16 protein-coding genes are annotated in these 15,719 nt (G+C 70.8%); 5 read left to right on the top strand and 11 right to left on the bottom strand.

Going from position 1 to position 15,719, the window contains the following annotated elements; genetic code table 11:
* The first annotated feature begins 104 nt into the window (after positions 1–104).
* Entirely contained in the window at positions 105–1,079 is a 975-nt protein-coding gene (locus ABZ664_RS24465) for a hypothetical protein (protein ID WP_362514245.1), read from the top strand.
* 144 nt (positions 1,080–1,223) lie between these two features.
* On the opposite strand, the gene fabI is transcribed toward ABZ664_RS24465, so the two are convergent.
* Positions 1,224–1,988, bottom strand: a complete 765-nt coding sequence (gene fabI / locus ABZ664_RS24460; protein ID WP_362514242.1) for an enoyl-ACP reductase FabI — start codon at positions 1,986–1,988, stop codon at positions 1,224–1,226.
* A 1-nt stretch (position 1,989) separates the two neighbouring features.
* Entirely contained in the window at positions 1,990–2,694 is a 705-nt protein-coding gene (locus tag ABZ664_RS24455) for a beta-ketoacyl-ACP reductase (protein WP_362514239.1), read from the bottom strand.
* 76 nt (positions 2,695–2,770) lie between these two features.
* Between ABZ664_RS24455 and ABZ664_RS24450 the strand changes: the two genes are divergently transcribed.
* Positions 2,771–4,270, top strand: a complete 1,500-nt coding sequence (locus ABZ664_RS24450; RefSeq protein ID WP_362514236.1) for a TldD/PmbA family protein — start codon at positions 2,771–2,773, stop codon at positions 4,268–4,270.
* 59 nt (positions 4,271–4,329) lie between these two features.
* On the top strand, positions 4,330–5,706 hold the full coding sequence (locus tag ABZ664_RS24445) for a metallopeptidase TldD-related protein (protein WP_362514233.1): 1,377 nt from the start codon (positions 4,330–4,332) through the stop codon (positions 5,704–5,706).
* 34 nt (positions 5,707–5,740) lie between these two features.
* Here ABZ664_RS24445 and ABZ664_RS24440 read toward each other — a convergent pair whose 3' ends face one another.
* Together ABZ664_RS24440 and ABZ664_RS24435 are read right to left on the bottom strand one after the other, a co-directional pair.
* A complete protein-coding gene (locus ABZ664_RS24440; RefSeq protein ID WP_362514230.1) occupies positions 5,741–6,841 on the bottom strand; it encodes a linear amide C-N hydrolase in 1,101 nt (366 codons plus the stop codon).
* Between the two features lie 38 nt (positions 6,842–6,879).
* The gene (locus ABZ664_RS24435; protein ID WP_362514225.1) at positions 6,880–7,092 is read right to left on the bottom strand and encodes a dodecin; all 213 of its coding nucleotides are present in this window, start codon (positions 7,090–7,092) and stop codon (positions 6,880–6,882) included.
* 75 nt (positions 7,093–7,167) lie between these two features.
* Here ABZ664_RS24435 and ABZ664_RS24430 point away from each other — a divergent pair, with 75 nt between their 5' ends.
* A complete protein-coding gene (locus ABZ664_RS24430) occupies positions 7,168–7,479 on the top strand; it encodes a DUF3099 domain-containing protein (RefSeq protein WP_362514220.1) in 312 nt (103 codons plus the stop codon).
* 195 nt (positions 7,480–7,674) lie between these two features.
* On the opposite strand, the gene ABZ664_RS24425 is transcribed toward ABZ664_RS24430, so the two are convergent.
* The 3 genes from ABZ664_RS24425 to moaA are packed head-to-tail and all read right to left on the bottom strand — an operon-like array spanning position 7,675 to position 9,602.
* Positions 7,675–7,923 (bottom strand): DUF6457 domain-containing protein, encoded by a 249-nt coding sequence (locus ABZ664_RS24425; protein WP_362514389.1) that lies wholly within the window; start codon positions 7,921–7,923, stop codon positions 7,675–7,677.
* Positions 7,924–7,928: 5 nt separating this feature from the next.
* A complete protein-coding gene (locus tag ABZ664_RS24420) occupies positions 7,929–8,582 on the bottom strand; it encodes a molybdenum cofactor guanylyltransferase (RefSeq protein WP_362514218.1) in 654 nt (217 codons plus the stop codon).
* A gap of 30 nt (positions 8,583–8,612) precedes the next feature.
* Positions 8,613–9,602 (bottom strand): GTP 3',8-cyclase MoaA, encoded by a 990-nt coding sequence (moaA, locus tag ABZ664_RS24415; RefSeq protein WP_362514215.1) that lies wholly within the window; start codon positions 9,600–9,602, stop codon positions 8,613–8,615.
* Between the two features lie 214 nt (positions 9,603–9,816).
* Between moaA and ABZ664_RS24410 the strand changes: the two genes are divergently transcribed.
* Positions 9,817–10,971 carry an RtcB family protein gene (locus ABZ664_RS24410; RefSeq protein WP_362514212.1) on the top strand — a complete coding sequence of 385 codons (1,155 nt, stop codon included), beginning with the start codon at positions 9,817–9,819 and terminating at the stop codon, positions 10,969–10,971.
* A gap of 122 nt (positions 10,972–11,093) precedes the next feature.
* On the opposite strand, the gene ABZ664_RS24405 is transcribed toward ABZ664_RS24410, so the two are convergent.
* The 4 genes from ABZ664_RS24405 to ABZ664_RS24390 are packed head-to-tail and all read right to left on the bottom strand — an operon-like array spanning position 11,094 to position 15,719.
* Positions 11,094–12,392 (bottom strand): glycosyltransferase family 4 protein, encoded by a 1,299-nt coding sequence (locus ABZ664_RS24405; RefSeq protein ID WP_362514209.1) that lies wholly within the window; start codon positions 12,390–12,392, stop codon positions 11,094–11,096.
* The gene (locus ABZ664_RS24400; protein ID WP_362514206.1) at positions 12,389–13,696 is read right to left on the bottom strand and encodes an oligosaccharide flippase family protein; all 1,308 of its coding nucleotides are present in this window, start codon (positions 13,694–13,696) and stop codon (positions 12,389–12,391) included. Before ABZ664_RS24400 ends, ABZ664_RS24405 begins: the two co-directional genes overlap by 4 nt.
* Positions 13,693–14,958: a glycosyltransferase family 4 protein gene (locus tag ABZ664_RS24395; RefSeq protein ID WP_362514202.1), complete on the bottom strand. Its 1,266-nt coding sequence runs from the start codon at positions 14,956–14,958 to the stop codon at positions 13,693–13,695. Before ABZ664_RS24395 ends, ABZ664_RS24400 begins: the two co-directional genes overlap by 4 nt.
* Positions 14,946–15,719: an NTP transferase domain-containing protein gene (locus ABZ664_RS24390; RefSeq protein WP_362514199.1), complete on the bottom strand. Its 774-nt coding sequence runs from the start codon at positions 15,717–15,719 to the stop codon at positions 14,946–14,948. The genes ABZ664_RS24395 and ABZ664_RS24390 overlap by 13 nt, the downstream gene beginning before the upstream one ends.

Here is a 15,719-nt window from a genome sequence, read left to right as displayed (position 1 = left end):
CGGAAAAAGCAGGCCTCCCTACAAAACTGTCAGACAGATGGCGGGGGCATCCGGATGTCGGTGAGACGCCATGGCCGATGTCCGCCCCGGGGCGAAGGAGACGAGTGCGAACTGCGATGGCGGCAGGCGTTCTGGCGCTGGCACTGGGAGGTGGGGTCCCGGCGGTCGCGATCGTGCCCGTGAGCGCCGCGCGGGCGAGCGCCGTCCCGCGCGTGGACGACTGTGATCACGGAGGGCTGCTGGGCCCCGTGACCGGCGGAGTCTGCCGGGTCGTGGACGGCGTCACGAAAAAGGTCGAGGACGGTGTGGGCGACGTCGTCCGCGGTCTGGAAAAAGGTGTCGACGACCCCGGAAGCCGTGGTGAGGACGCCGCCTCCCCGTCCTCCCGCGGAGACTCCGGCCGGAGCGACGCCGGGACGAACACCCCGGCACCGGCCGCCTCGGCGTCCAAGAGCCCGCCGGACAGGCCGTCCACCGCGCAGGAGAAGAAGGAGCCCTCCGGTGACGCGCGGACGCCCCGGCCTCAGGGCACCGAAGCCTGCCGGTCCGCGGCGGCCTCCACCACCTGCGCGGAGACGTCGGCGACCACCTCTGTCGGGGAGCCCGACCAGGCCGCCTCGTCCAAGGTGTCACCGAGCCCTACCCCTTCGGCGCCCCCCTCCGCGACCCCTTCGGCGAGCCCTTCGCGGCACGAGGACGCCACACCCGCGCGCAAGAGCCCGGTTCCCGTACCGACCGACCGGGCGTTCCCCGAGACGGAGACGTTCTCCCCGGATGTCAGGAGGCCCGCGACCGACGTGGGTGAGCCGACGGCTCCCAGGCCGTCACCCGTGGTCGACGCCGAGGCGCCCCGGGTGGAGCTGCTGTGGCCCGCCCCGGTGATGGAGAAACTCCAGCGGCAGATGCCCGGCGAGCGGCCGGTGAAGCCCAGCCGGTCGTCCGACACCGCGAGCACCGTGCTCAGCACCGCGGTGCTCGTCTCGGCGATCCTCGCGGTCCGCCTGCTGTACAGCAGGCGGAGGATCAGGGAGTCGATACCGTTCGAGCCCGCCCCTCCGGGACGCCAGCGGGTGGCCTAGTTCTCGGCGTTCTCGGCGCCCCGGCCCGCGCCGCTCACCTCGTCATTCCACGACGCGGCCGTACGCGGCCGGGCAGCGGCTCCCCGCCGTCCCGACGGGGGGCGTCGCCCCGGCCGGCTCGTCGCCCGCCGGGGCGGAAAGCACTCAGCCTCCGATGGCGTGGACGCCCCCGTCGACGTGGACGATCTCACCGGTCGTGGCGGGGAACCAGTCGGACAGCAGGGCGACACACGCCTTGGCCGCCGGGATCGGGTCGTTGATGTCCCAGCCGATCGGGGCCTTGGCGGGCCAGCTCTCCTCGAACTCGACGAAACCCGGGATGCTCTTGGCCGCCATGGTCCTGATCGGGCCCGCGGCGACGAGGTTGACCCGGATGCCCTGCTTGCCGAGGTCGCGGGCCAGGTAACGGGAGCAGGACTCCAGTCCGGCCTTGGCCACGCCCATCCAGTCGTACACCGGCCAGGCCTTCGTGGCGTCGAAGTCGAGACCGACGATCGCGCCGCCCTCCTTCATGAGCGGGAGCGCGGCCACCGCGAGCGACTTGAACGAGTACGTGGAGACCTGGACGGCGGTCGCCACGTCCTCCCAGGAGGTGTTCAGGAAGTTGCCGCCCAGGGCGGTCTGCGGCGCGAAGCCGATCGCGTGCACCACCCCGTCCAGGCCGCCGAGGTGCTCGCCGACCCGCTCCGCCAGGGAGTCGAGGTGCTCGGCGTTGGTGACGTCGAGCTCCAGCACCGGAGGCGGCTCCGGCAGGCGCTTCGCGATCCGCTCGACCAGGCTGAGCCGGCCGAACCCGGTGAGCACGATCTGCGCGCCCTCCTCCTGGGCCAGCTTGGCCACCGAGAAGGCGATGGAGGCGTCGGTGAGCACCCCGGTGACGAGAAGCCGCTTGCCTTCGAGAATTCCCACGTCAGTGCCCCATTCCAAGGCCGCCGTCAACGGGGATGACGGCCCCCGTGATGTAGGCGGCGTCCTCGCCGGCCAGGAACCTGACCACGCGCGCTATCTCCTCCGGGGCGGCGTAGCGGCCCAGGGGGATGTTCTTACGGATCTGCTCCTGGTACGCCTCGTCCAGCTCGGCCGTCATGTCGGTCTCCACGAAGCCGGGAGCGACCACGTTGACGGTGATGTTGCGCGAGCCCAGCTCCCTGGCGGCCGACCGGGCGAAGCCGATCATGCCGGCCTTGGAGGCGGCATAGTTGCTCTGCCCCGCCGAGCCCAGCATGGCGACCACCGAGGAGATCAGCACGATGCGCCCGCGCTTGAGCCGCAGCATGCCGCGGGTGGCGCGCTTGGCGACCCGGTAGGCGCCGGTCAGGTTGGCGTCGATGACGTCGGTGAAGGTCTCCTCCTTCATCATCGGCAGCAGCGTGTCCCTGGTGATGCCCGCGTTGGCGACGAGCACCTCGACCGGGCCGTACTCGGCCTCGACCTTCGCGAAGGCGGCGTCCACATCGGCCGTGCTGGTCACGTCGCAGCGCACGCCGAAGAGGCCCTCGGGAGGCTGTCCGGAGCGGTAGGTCACGGCGACGTCGTCGCCTGCCTGAGCGAGTTCGCGGGCGATCGCGAGGCCGATGCCGCGATTGCCGCCGGTTACGAGAACAGATCGAGCCATGGTCAGACGGTATCGGCTACCCGGGGGTAACCCTCTTGTCCGGGAAGGACAAGATCACAGGGTTAGGATCGTTGACATGCGCCAGATCGACTCCGACTTCCTCGCCCTGCCTCTGCGCCGGCTCGCGGACGCGGCCCTGCAGCGCGCCCGGGACCTGGGCGCCGAGCACGCCGACTTCCGGCTGGAGCGCGTCCGCGGGGAGACCCTGCGCCTCTCCGACGCGGCGCTGGAAGGCTCCATCGACGCCGACACCCTCGGCTACGCCGTACGGGTCGTCAAGGACGGCACCTGGGGCTTCGCCGGAGGCATCGAGCTCAGCCCCGAGGCGGCCGTCAGGGTCGCCGAGCAGGCGGTGGAGGTGGCGGTCGTCTCGGCGGCGGTCAACCGCGAGCCCGTCGAGCTGGCGCCGGAGGCGGTCCACTCCGACGTCACCTGGGTCTCCTCCTACGAGGTCGACCCGTTCGAGGTGCCGATGCGCGACAAGGCGGCGCTGCTCGCCGACTGGTCGGGCGCCCTGCTGCGAGATCCCGGGGTGGACCACGTCCAGGCGTCGCTGACGCAGGTCAAGGAGCAGAAGTTCTACGCCGACACGGCCGGGACCTCCACGACGCAGCAGCGGGTGCGCGTCCATCCCCAGCTGAGGGCGACGCGGGTGCTGGACGGCCGCTTCGACTCGATGCGGACGCTCGCCCCGCCCGTCGGCCGGGGGTACGAATACCTCACCGGCACCGGCTGGGACTTCCCCAAGGAGCTGGCGCGCATCCCCGAGTTGCTGGAGGAGAAGCTTCGGGCGCCCTCCGTCGAGGCGGGGCCCTACGACCTGGTGATCGACCCGTCGAACCTGTGGCTGACGATCCACGAGTCGGTCGGGCACGCCACCGAGCTCGACCGCGCCCTCGGCTACGAGGCGGCGTACGCGGGGACGAGTTTCGCCACCTTCGACCAGCTCGGCACACTGGTGTACGGCTCTGAGCTGATGAACGTGACCGGTGACCGCACCGTCGAGCACGGCCTGTCCACGATCGGCTACGACGACGAGGGGGTGGCGACCAGGGAGTTCGACATCGTCTCCGGCGGCATCCTGGTCGGCTACCAGCTCGACCGGAGGATGGCGCTGCTGAAGGGGCTGGGCGCTTCCAACGGCTGCGCCTTCGCCGCCTCCCCCGGCCACACCCCGATCCAGCGGATGGCCAACGTGTCGCTGCGGCCGGCGCCCGACGGCCCCACCACCGAGGAGCTGATCTCCGGCGTCGACCGGGGCATCTACGTGGTGGGCGACAAGAGCTGGTCCATCGACATGCAGCGCTACAACTTCCAGTTCACGGGTGAGCGGTTCTATCTGATCGAGAACGGCAGGCTCGCCGGGCAGTTGCGCGACGTCGCCTACCAGGCGACGACGACCGACTTCTGGCGCTCGATGGCGGCGGTCGGCGGGCCGCAGACGTACGTGCTTGGCGGGGCGTTCAACTGCGGCAAGGGGCAGCCGGGCCAGGTCGCCCCGGTCAGCCACGGCTGCCCGTCCGCGCTCTTCCGCGGCGTGCGCGTCCTCAACACCGTCCAGGAGAGTGGCAGTTGAGCACGGGCGAGCGGGCGGAAGACGGTGTCGGCCGTGCGGTCCGGCAGGAGAGGAGCGGAATGACTCCCCAGGAGATGATCGAGAGGGTTCTTGAGCTCTCCACGGCCGACGACAACGTCGTGATCGTGGAGGAGGGGTCGAGTGCCAACCTGCGCTTCGCGGGCAACACCCTCACCACCAACGGTGTGTCCCGTTCCTCGCAGCTGACCGTGATCTCCATCGTGGGCCGCGGTGTGGGCGTGGTGTCGCGGGCGGCGGTCCGCCCCGACGGGCTCGACGAGGTCGTGGCCGCCGCCGACCACGCCGCGGAGGACGCGCGGCCGTCCGAGGACGCCCGGCCGTTGCTGGAGGGCACCCGCTCCGCCGACTGGGAGGCCCCCGCCGAGCCGACCTCGATCGGGGTGTTCGGCGCCTTCGCCCCCGCCCTGGGCGAGGCCTTCGCCACGGCCGAGGCGGGCGGGCGCAGGCTGTACGGATTCGCCGAGCACACCGTCACGACGACCTTCGTGGGCACCTCGACCGGCGCCCGGCTGCGGCACACCCAGCCCACCGGCCGCCTGGAGCTCAACGCCAAGTCCTCCGACATGCGACGCTCGGCGTGGACCGGTGTGTCCACCCGCGATTTCTCCGACGTCGACGTGGCGGCCCTGGACGCCTCACTGGCCCAGCGCCTGGAGTGGGCGAAGAATCGCGTCGAGTTGCCCGCGGGCCGGTACGAGACGCTGCTGCCTCCGACGGCCGTCGCCGACCTGATGACCTACCTGTACTGGACGGCCGGAGCGCGCGACGCGATGGAGGGACGTACGGTCTTCTCCAGGCCCGGTGGCGGCACCCGCGTCGGCGACGTCCTCTCCGCGTCGCCGATGTCGCCGATCCGCCTGTACAGCGACCCGTCGGCGCCGGGCGTCGAGTGCTCGCCGTTCGTGGTGGCGCACGCCTCCGGCCGGGAGAACTCGGTGTTCGACAACGGGCTGCCGCTCGCCGCCACCGACTGGATCTCCGGTGGCAGGCTGGCCAACCTGCTGCAGACCCGGCACTCGGCCGAGCTGACCGGTCTGCCGGTGACCCCGGTCGTCGACAACCTGATCATGCGGGGCCCCGAGGGCGGGCGGTCGCTGGAGGAGATGATCGCCTCCACCGAGCGCGGCCTGCTGCTCACCTGCCTGTGGTACATCCGCGAGGTCGACCCGCAGACGCTGCTGCTGACCGGCCTGACCCGCGACGGCGTCTACCTGGTGGAGAACGGCGAGGTCGTGGGCGAGGTGAACAACTTCCGCTTCAACGAGAGCCCGGTGGACCTGCTCCGGCGCCTCACCGAGATCGGCGCCTCCGAGCAGACCCTGCCGCGCGAGTGGAGCGACTACTTCAACCGCGCGATCATGCCTCCGATCCGGGTGCCCGACTTCAACATGTCGACGGTGAGTCAGGCCAGCTAGGTCCGGCTCCCCTTCCCCACACCGGACGGGCCGTTCAGCGCTGGACGAGCGGGATGGTGTGCACCGTGTCCCAGCGCCGGCCCGCCACCACGCGGGCGGTGGCGTCGGTGAGGTCGTAGACGACCGACCAGCGGGTGTGGGCCTGGGCCACCTTCCGGAGCAGGCCCATCGCGTCGCGCCAATCGCGGGCGGCGGGCAGTCCCTCGGCGAGCGCACGGTAGCGGGGGTCGGCCCGGCGCTGGGCAGTGGAGGTGCCGGTCATGCCGAAGTTGGTGAGCATGCGGTCGTCGATCACGTTGAGCCTGCCCCCGGCGTACTCCACGACGGCCGATCTGCCCGCCGCGTCGGCGATGAGGTAGTGGACCTGCGGCCCGATCGTGAAGTCGACGTCGTAACGGCGCATGATCGCCAGTGCCTCGTCCACGGTCGCCGCCTTGTCGAGCATGATCCTGATGACGCGCACGCTGCCGACGTCGGGGCGGCCGGGAGAAGGAGGAGGTAGCCCGCCCTCGGGCGACGTGGCCATACCGATGGCCAGGCCCTTCTCGTTCACCCCGTCGAAGGGGGCGAGCACCGCGTGGGCCATCCTGCGGCGGGCGGGCGCGGCGGACAGATCCGGCGGGGTGGAGCCTCCGATCAGATGGAACAGGTCGACGACGGAGACCGAGGCGTAGCCGTCGGGCGGGTCGGCGTGCACGATCAGCGCCGGGTTGGGGTCCCAGTCGAAGTTTCTGCCGAACAGCGGCCGGTCGCCGCCGAGGGCGAACAGGGAGCAGGCCCAGCCGTCGGCGCGTCCCGCCAACTCCTCCTCCCCGAGGGGGGCCTCGCGGTCGTACGAGCCGTGGAAGGTCATCTCGTACAGCGGTAGATCGTCGATCCTGCGGAGACTGCCTATCGTCCGCGCGACGTCGGTGGTGCTCTGGCGCAGCGGTGATTCCCCTTCCGCCTCGGCCCTCGGCCCGGCGTCGGTGGCGGCGGGGGTGCCCGGTGAGACGGCCCCGGTGGCGGTGGGCGCGCCGCCCGCCGGGGTGGCGCAGCCGGCCGGGAGGATCAGCGCGGTGGCCAGCGCGGCACGTACCGTTATTCCCGCCGCGCCGCGCGGTCTTCTCGTCCGTGCGGCCCGAGTCTCTTCCATTCAGGCAGTCTGCGTCACCGGGCGGCCGCCGTACAGGCTCAGTCGTCCTCCAGGCGGAATCCGATCTTCATGCCGACCTGGAAGTGGGCGATCTCTCCCTCCTCGATGTGCCCCCTGATCTCGGTCACCTCGAACCAGTCAAGGTGCCGCAGGGTCTGGGAGGCCCGGCGGACCCCATTGCGTACGGCGGCCTCGATGCTCTCCCCCGAAGTGCCGACTATCTCGGTCACCCGGTACGTTCGATCTGTCATCCTCTGCTTCTTCCCGGAAAGCCATGGTTACATGACCGTTCGCACCCAGCCGATATGAGGCCTAGATTGGGAATCGTGAAGGGATGGCGCAGGCGTCCGGTGGTTCATCAGGTGACGGACGCCCAACCCTCGTTGAGCGCCGACATCGGCAAGCGCGAGAAGAGTTACTTCATCAAGATGGGGATCCGGCTGATCTGCCTGGTCCTCGCCTTCACGGTGCCCGCTCCGATGCCCGTCCGGCTGCTGCTCTTCGCCGGGGCGATCTTTTTACCATACATTGCCGTGATCGGGGCCAACGGGCCGCCGCGCGGGGTCCCGCATGCCCCTGACGTGGAAGATTCCGGGCAAAACCAGATTCCACGCCACCGACGCGAGATCGGGTCGTGACTAAGTCTTGACGCACTCCAAGGGTAGTAGGTGTACGCTTTAGCCAAGTGCCCTGGTCCCCCGTCGGGGCACTGTTGCCGGCGTTCCGGGCCCCCGTCGGAACGCCGATGAAGCGACGCCGGGTGGTTTGCCCCCGTAACCACCCGGCGTCGCCCTTTTCCCGGACTTTAACAACAAAGCGCCTTTTCTTTGGCGCTATTTGTCGCCCAGCGTCTCAGTGGTCGCCTGCTCCCAGTTGCGCGCCAGCGCGGTCAGCCTCTCCACGATGTCCGGCGGCGCCGTACCCGCCCCCTGGGCCACCCCGAGCAGATAGGCCGTGAGCGGCGCGGCCGGCCGGGCCACCCCGTGGGCGACCTCCCTGGTCAGGTCCAGCACCTCGTCACGGTCCACCGTCGCGGGATCGATGCCCAGCTCCCGGCAGACCAGCGCGGTCCATTCCTTCATCACGTTCAACTCTCGCTCCTCGTCCGCGGTCGCGTCCGTCCCGTGCCGTCGCCGCTCTCGCGCCCGTCGCCGGAATCCGCGCCTCCGCCGGGGCCCGGCTTCACTGCCCGGGCCCGCTGTAGATCGTCCATGGTGTCGCAATCGAACCACGGCTGCCCGGTGAGGTGAACCGTGACCGGGCGGAGCGGGGCGAGCAGCCCGTGCAACGACCGCCCCTCGTAGCGGTCGAGCGCCCGCGCCAGGCTCCGCGTGTGCCACACCCCGGCGAGCCACTGCTCGCGCCCGCCGTCGTCGACGAGCACGGCTCCCGGCCCGCTCGTCCCCGCCCCCGCGGCGTCCAGCAGCATCTGCACGTGCTCGCCGGTCAGGAACGGGAGATCGGCGGCGAGCAGCACCACCCATGGCGCGTTCACCTCGACCAGGCCGGCCCGCAGCGCCGGCACCGGGCCGCCACCGAGCGGGTCCTCACGCCGGAAGATCGCGTGTGGCAGTCCGGGGCGGGGCGGTCCGACGACGATCAGCCGTCCCGCGCCGGGCACGGCGGCGGCCACCGACTCGACCAGCGGGCGGCCGAAGACGCGCAGGCCCGGCTTGTCCCGGCCGCCGAGCCTTCGCGCGAGACCGCCCGCCAGGATGCAGGCGTCGTGACGGGCGGTCATCGGACACCTCCGGGTCTTCTGGCGGGGACGTCAGCCACCGATGGCGGACATCGGGCGGGACGGCTGCAGGAAGGTCGGATCGTCGATGCCGTGACCGGCCTTCTTGATCCGGACCGCGGATCGCCAGCGCTCGGCGATCTCGTCGTCACCGGCGCCCGCGCGCATCGCGGCCCTCAGATCGGACTCGTCGGTGGCGAACAGGCAGTTGCGGATCTGACCGTCGGCGGTGAGCCGCACACGGTCGCACGCCCCGCAGAACGGACGGGTGACCGAGCCGATCACCCCTACTCTGGCCGGGCCGCCCTCGACGAGGAACAGCTCGGCCGGGGCGCTGCCGCGCTCCGCCGAGTCGGCGTCGGTGAGGTCGACATCGGCCTTGAGCGTGGCGAGGATCTCGTCAGCCGTGATCATGTTCTCCCTGCGCCAGCCGTGCTGGGCGTCCAGCGGCATCTGCTCGATGAACCGGAGCTCGTAGCCCCGCTCCAGGCAGTAGCGCAGCAGCGGCACGGCCTCGTGGTCGTTGATCCCGCGCATCAGCACCGCGTTCACCTTGACCGGTCGCAGCCCGGCGGCGTCGGCCGCCTCCAGCCCTTCGAGGACGTCGGACAGGCGGTCGCGGTGGGCGAGCCTCTTGAAGGTCTCGCGGTCGAGGGTGTCGAGGGAGACGTTGACCCGGTGCAGACCCGCGCCGGCCAAGGAGGCCGCCAGCCGGCTCAGCCCGATCCCGTTGGTGGTGAGCGAGACCTGCGGGGCGGGGTCGAGTGCGGTGGTGCGGGCCACGATGTCGACCAGCTCGCGGCGGAGCAGGGGCTCACCACCGGTGTAGCGGACCTCGGTGATGCCGAGTCGCTCCACCCCGATGGTGACGAGCCGGACGATCTCGTCGGCGGTCAGCAGGTCGGGTTTCTGCAGCCATTCGAGGCCCTCGGGTGGCATGCAGTAGGAGCAGCGCAGGTTGCAGCGGTCGGTGAGGGACACCCGCAGATCGGTCGCCACACGCCCGAAGGAATCCTGCAACACCGGACGCCACCTCCCAGTTGCTCACTTGTCTGGAACAGAGGGCCAGCCTACGGCCGCCCTCCTTCCGCCCTTCAATGGGCCTCGTTGTCCCAACATCATCGTGTGACGGTTGATTCCTGACGTCTAAACGATCATGACCTACAGCGCCCGGTAAAATGAGTGGGATCTCACGAGGAACGTGGGCAGACTGGATCTCGCAACCAAGGAGATCATGATGCCGAACCAGCCCGCACCGAACCTGGTGTCGTGGGCCAGCGAGATCGACGAAGGTACGATCATGCAGGCCGCGCGCGCCGCCCGCCTGCCGATCGTCTCCGGACACGTCGCCCTCATGCCCGACGCGCACGTCGGCATCGGCGCGACGGTCGGATCGGTCATCCCCACCGAAGGAGCGATCATCCCGGCCGCCGTCGGCGTCGACATCGGCTGCGGCATGGTCGCGACCGAGACCACGCTCACCGCCGCCGACCTGCCCGACACCCTCGACGCCCTGATGCCGCTGGTGGAGCGGCGAATTCCCGCCGGTGTCGGCAAGGGACACGACGACCCGTCCATGGACCGCGCGCTCGGCGACCTCGGCCGCCCGCACACCGACCTCACCCCCCAGCAGGAGAAGAAGGTGTCCCTGCAGTTCGGCACCCTCGGGTCCGGCAACCACTTCGTCGAGGTCTGCCTCGACGAACGTGACCGGGTCTGGACGGTGCTGCACTCGGGCTCACGCGGCATCGGCAACCTGCTCGCGACCAAGCACATCGTCGACGCCAAGAAGCTGATGAGGAAGCAGGCGGTCGGCCTGGAGGATCCGGACCTGGCCTACCTGGTGCAGAACACGCCGGAGTTCACCGCCTACATCGAGGACATGCTGTGGTCGCAGCGCTACGCCATGGCCTCGCGTGCCCGGATGGACAAGGTGCTGGGCGACGCCCTGTTCCGGGTCGTCGGCAAGGGCCGGCGGCTTCGGACGATCAACTGCCACCACAACTTCACGCAGCGGGAGACGCACGAGGGCAAGGACCTGTGGATCACCCGTAAGGGAGCCATCAAGGCCGACACCGGCGACGAGGGCGTGATCCCGGGCTCCATGGGGACGCGCTCGTACATCGTGCGCGGACTCGGCAACCCGATGTCCTACAATTCCTGCTCCCACGGAGCCGGCCGCAGGATGTCACGCAGCCGGGCGAAGCGTGAGCTGACGGCCTCCTCCCTGACCGAGGCGATGCGCGGCCGCACCTGGAACGCGGACCGCGCCGCCGCCCTGGTGGACGAGCACCCGCAGGCGTACAAGTCGATCGACCAGGTGATGGCCGACCAGAAGGATCTGGTGGCGGTCCAGCACACTCTGCGCCAGGTGTTCAACTACAAGGGCTGATCCCGCACCTTCGAAGCTCCGTCGCCGACCGCGGGCGGCGGAGCTCCGCGTTCGCCGCCCGCTCGGCCGCGCCCACCTCAAAAAAGCGATCACTTGTCGACCGGCGATGGCGCGCTGACCCGCTAGGAGCCGTTCGAAGCCCGGGTCGTACGGTCGAGATTCCGAGCCGGTCCTGCCGGCGCTCCTTCGAGCGCGACGCGGTAGACCGCGAGCGTCTCGTCGGCCGCTCTGCTCCAGCTCAGGCTCTCCCTGACGAACCTCTCTCCCCGGACGCCGAGCGTGCGGCGCAACTCCGGGTCCGTCATGATCTCGACCACGACGCGGGCGATGTCGCCGGGGTCGGCGCTCCGTACGAAACGGACGGCGGGCCGGTCGGGGTCACCGAGGAAGACTCGGGAGAACCCGTCGCCGAGGATCGTGGGTTTGGCCAGTGCCATCGCCTCGGTGGCCACCAGGCCGAACGGTTCGAAGAGCGAGGGGAAGACACAGGCGTCGGCCATCTCGTAGAACTCCAGGAGTGCCTTGCCGTCGACGAACCCGCCGGACGTCAGGACACGCCCTTCCAGGCCCGTTTCCGCGACGATCCGTGTCACACCCACGTCGTCCCCCTCCCCCACGATCACCAGGCGCAGGCCGGGGACCGCGGGCGCGATCTTCCGCATGGCCTCCAGCAGCGGATAGACGCCCTTCTGCCGTTCGATACGGCCGACGAACAACAGCACCGGGTCCTCGGCGGCGATGCCGAGCCGGGTCCGCAGGGCGGCGGCTCCCGCACGAAGCCCGTCGCGGTCGAAAGCGGGGTCGGCGAGCACCCGTTCGTACGTGCCCCCCAGGTGCACGACATCGATCGGCGCTCGGTTCCACCCCGCGGCGGTCAGTTCCGCGCGCACCTCCGGGGTGGCGACGACGACCCGCCGGGAGATCCGCGCCAGCCACCGCTCGATGGCGGCGAACACGTTCAGCGGGTCGGTGATGGTGCGCTGCGCCGCGACGCCGTACTCGGTGGTGTGCACATGGAAGACGACCGGCAGACGCAGCACGTAGTGGCAGAGCAGTCCGCACAGGAAGTTCGTCGAGTCGTGCACGGCGACCAGATCGGGCCGCTCATCCCGGCCCGCACGGCGCAACCGCAGGAAGTACCGCCAGTTGCTCACCACGACGTTCAGCGCGAGCAGGGCGAACTCGGCGCCCCGGGTGCGGTTGAGCCGCCGGCGGCGGCCGATCGCGCCGAGGAGGCGGCCGAGCGGACGGTAGACGGTGACGCCCTCACCCCGTTCGTGCACGGACTGGTGGCCGTCGTTGAGCGTGAAGACGGCCAGCCGGTGGTCGCGGGCCAGGTACGGCGTGATCAGCTCGACGTAACGGCCGAGCCCGGCGGTGATGTTCGGTGGATACTGGTTGACGATGTAGGCGATCCTCATCGATCGGCCTCCTCTGTGGATGGGGTGACCGCCACCGGGCCGTCCGGCCGGTACACCCGGCCGGCCGCGGTCGCCACGACGGCCACCAGGATGAGATTGCTGAAGGCGAACGCCGCCAGCCCTCCGATCAGCCCCCACCAGGCGATGCACACCGCCTGGCAGGCGAGCGCGGCGGGCGTCCCTGCGGCGAGGCAGGCGATGAACACCTTGGCACCCCGCACCCCGTCCATCGACAGGGCGAGGAAGTAGAGGTTGAAGACGGTGTGCGCGCCGATGCCCACGGCCGCCAGTGCCATCAGCCCGACCGAGTACGGATACTCCTCGCCCATCACGAGAAAGAACACCAGGCTGGCCGCGAAGGAGAGGACCGCCGCGGCTCCCGCGACGGCCGGCGCGAGCCGCGCGATCCTGCGCATCAGAGCGGGCTTGGCCGCCGTGGCCAGCATCGGCAGCAGTACCAGGCCGATCCCGTCGATGAACACCACGCCGAGCAGCCGCTTGGGGAAACCGTTGTACAGGGAGTACACCCCGACGTCGGCCTGCCCTGCCCAGTGGTTGAGGAAGATCACATCGACGCCGAAGAGCACGGCGGTGAATGCGGCGATGACGGTCACGTACGCACCGTGCCGGTAGAGCGACCTCGCGAGGGCCGGCGACCAGGAGCGCGGCGCCACCTCGGACCCGGCCACTGCCACGACGGCGAAGACGAGGTTCGTCACGATGAGCGCGCCCAGGTACACCTCGGCGTCCCCGATCCCGAGCACGAGCAGGCAGTACGCGGAACCGGCCAGGTAGGCCACGGCGACGGCCAGCTTGAGCGCGGCCACGAGCCTGAACCTCTTCAGCCCGCGAAGAAAGCTCTCGGTGAGCTGGTTCACGGTCATCGACAGCGCCAGTGCCAGGCCGAAGGCGAACGTACGGGTGTCGACACCGAGCGCCGCGGTCAGCAGCGGCGCGGCCAGCATCCCGGCGGCGAGCAGGACCGCCCCGAGCACCAGCGTCGAGAAGAGCGCCGTCGTCACCAGGGCCGGCCGGTCCGCCGGTTCGGCGCGCGGCAACTCCTGGAACATGACGTAGTTGAGGCTGGTGAGCATGGCGACGGTGGCGATCAGCGCGATCGACAGGACGACGGTGAAGTGGCCGAACGCGGCGGCGCCGATCCCCCTCGCGATGACCAGCGTGGTGGCCGCAGCGGTGCCGCTGGCCAGGGTGCTCACGATCGTGGGCCCGGCCGCCCAGCGGTGGCCGTCGACGACCCGCGCGAAGCGGGCGCGCAGGTCTTCGGCCGGTCGCAGGCGTGTCACCGGGCCAGCTCGGCGTACGCCGCCAAGGTGAGTTCGGCCGTCCGTGCCCACATGTACCGCTCGCGGACATGGGCGGCGCCGCGCTCACCGAGCCGGGACGCGAACCGCCGGTCGTCCAAGCACCGCAGCAGCGCGTCGGCCAGTTCCTCCGGCGAGTCGTGCCCGCACCGGACCGCTCCGTCCCCCACCACCTCCGGGGAGTAGCCGGGGCCGACGACCACGGGCCGGGCCAGCGCCATCGCCTCGATCGCGACCAGGCCGAACGGCTCGTACGTGGACGGGAACGCGCACACGTCGGCGGCCAGGAAATGGGCGAACACCTCGGCGGAGCCGAGGAAACGGTACCCGGCGACCACGTGGCGGCCGACGCCCGTATCGTCGATCAGCCGTGCCACCTCCGCGTTCTCGTCGGTGCGTGGAGCCTGCGCGCCGATGAGCACGATCCGCACGTCGTCGCGTTTCCCGACGATCGGCGAAGCCGCCCGGACGAGTGTGCGGACGCCCTTGTGCGGCGAGAGCCGACCGGCGAACACCACGAGCCGTCCCTCGCCACCGGGCAGGTAACGGCGCCGAACCGCCATGCGGAGCCGGTCGCGCTCGTCGCCGGTGAGAGCGGCCAGCCGCAACAGCTCGGGGTCTTCGAAGCCGTGCGGGATGACCCGCAGCCGGTCGGGTGGCCATCCGCACGCCACGAGATCGTCGCGCATCCCGACGCTCGGCACCACGATCAGGTGCGCCAGCCGTGCCTGGACGGTCTCCAGCGCGGCGATGCCCGCCGCCACCACGGACCGGCGCTGGGAAGAGCCGGCGTTGAGCTCACGAGTGTGGACGTGGAACACCACCGGGGTGCGCGCGAGGACCCGGCACAGGATCCCGGCGACGCAGCCCATCCAGTCGTGCACGGCGACGACCGACCCCGACGACCTGGCACCGGCCCTGAGGATGCGGACCGTGACACGCACGTTGAACACGAGTATCCCGATCATCCGGGCAACGTGCAGGACGACCGCCGGTGTCCGGGAGGTGCCTCCTGCCCGGCCACCGCCGAGTGTGCGCACCCGGTGCAGGGTGACGTCGCCGATCCGCTCCGTTCGCGGCGCCCCGTGCCGCGCGGTGGCTCCGAACACCTCGACGGACGTGCCGAGATGCCGCATGGCGGCCATCATCCGCTCGGCGTACCGCCCGAGCCCGCCGACGACATCCGGCGGCACCTCGGCGCAGACGACGTAGACGGGGCGTAGCCGGGCGGTCATCTCGCGCATCGGCCGCCGGCCTCCGTGTCCCGCAGGTATACCCGCCGGGCGAAGTCGAGATCGGCCTGGGTGTTGATGCCGCGCGCCTCGCCGGGGTCGTCCACCGGCACCACGGTCAGCGGCCGGTCGGCGACCTGCGACAGGTAGGGAAGGAACGGCAGGAAGTTGACCTCGCCGGTGACGGCGCCCGGGGCGGCGTCACGCAGATAGCGCGTCCACTCCTCCCGCAGCCCGTCCGTGCCGAGACAGAACACGCCGACGTCGCTGAGCCCGCCGGGGCGGCACTCGTCGCCCTCGCGCGACTGCCGCACTCGTACGAGCGCGGAACCGGCGACCTCGTACTCGACGTACGGATCCGCCATCGGCACCAGTGGAATCGTGAGCCCGCCCTCTCGATGGGCGGCCACGACGCGACGGACGGTCGCCGAGGACAGGTTCGCCTGGTCACCCCAGACCACGAGGATCGCGTCGTACGGCTCCCAGTGCGGGGCGGCGCCGAAGATGGCCCCTCCCATGCCGGTCGGCTCGTCCTGAACGCTCACCGAGACGGCACCGCTCCCGATCTCCTCGGCCGCGAGGTCCCGGAACGGGGCCTCGCCTTCGGGGGAGACGACGACGTGGACGTGCTCGGTCCGGGACCGTAGCCGCCGGTGGAGCAGGTGCCAGACGGTGACGCCGCCGGCGATCTCGACCATGATCTTCGGGATGCCGAATCCGAGCCGGACACCACGCCCGGCCGCCGGGATCACCGCGCAGACGCGCTCGCTCAC

The organism is Streptosporangium sp. NPDC006930 (assembly GCF_040635605.1).
Classification (GTDB): domain Bacteria; phylum Actinomycetota; class Actinomycetes; order Streptosporangiales; family Streptosporangiaceae; genus Streptosporangium.
The sequence above is the reverse complement of the archived record's forward strand: the minus strand, read 5'-3'. Positions and strand labels throughout refer to the sequence as shown.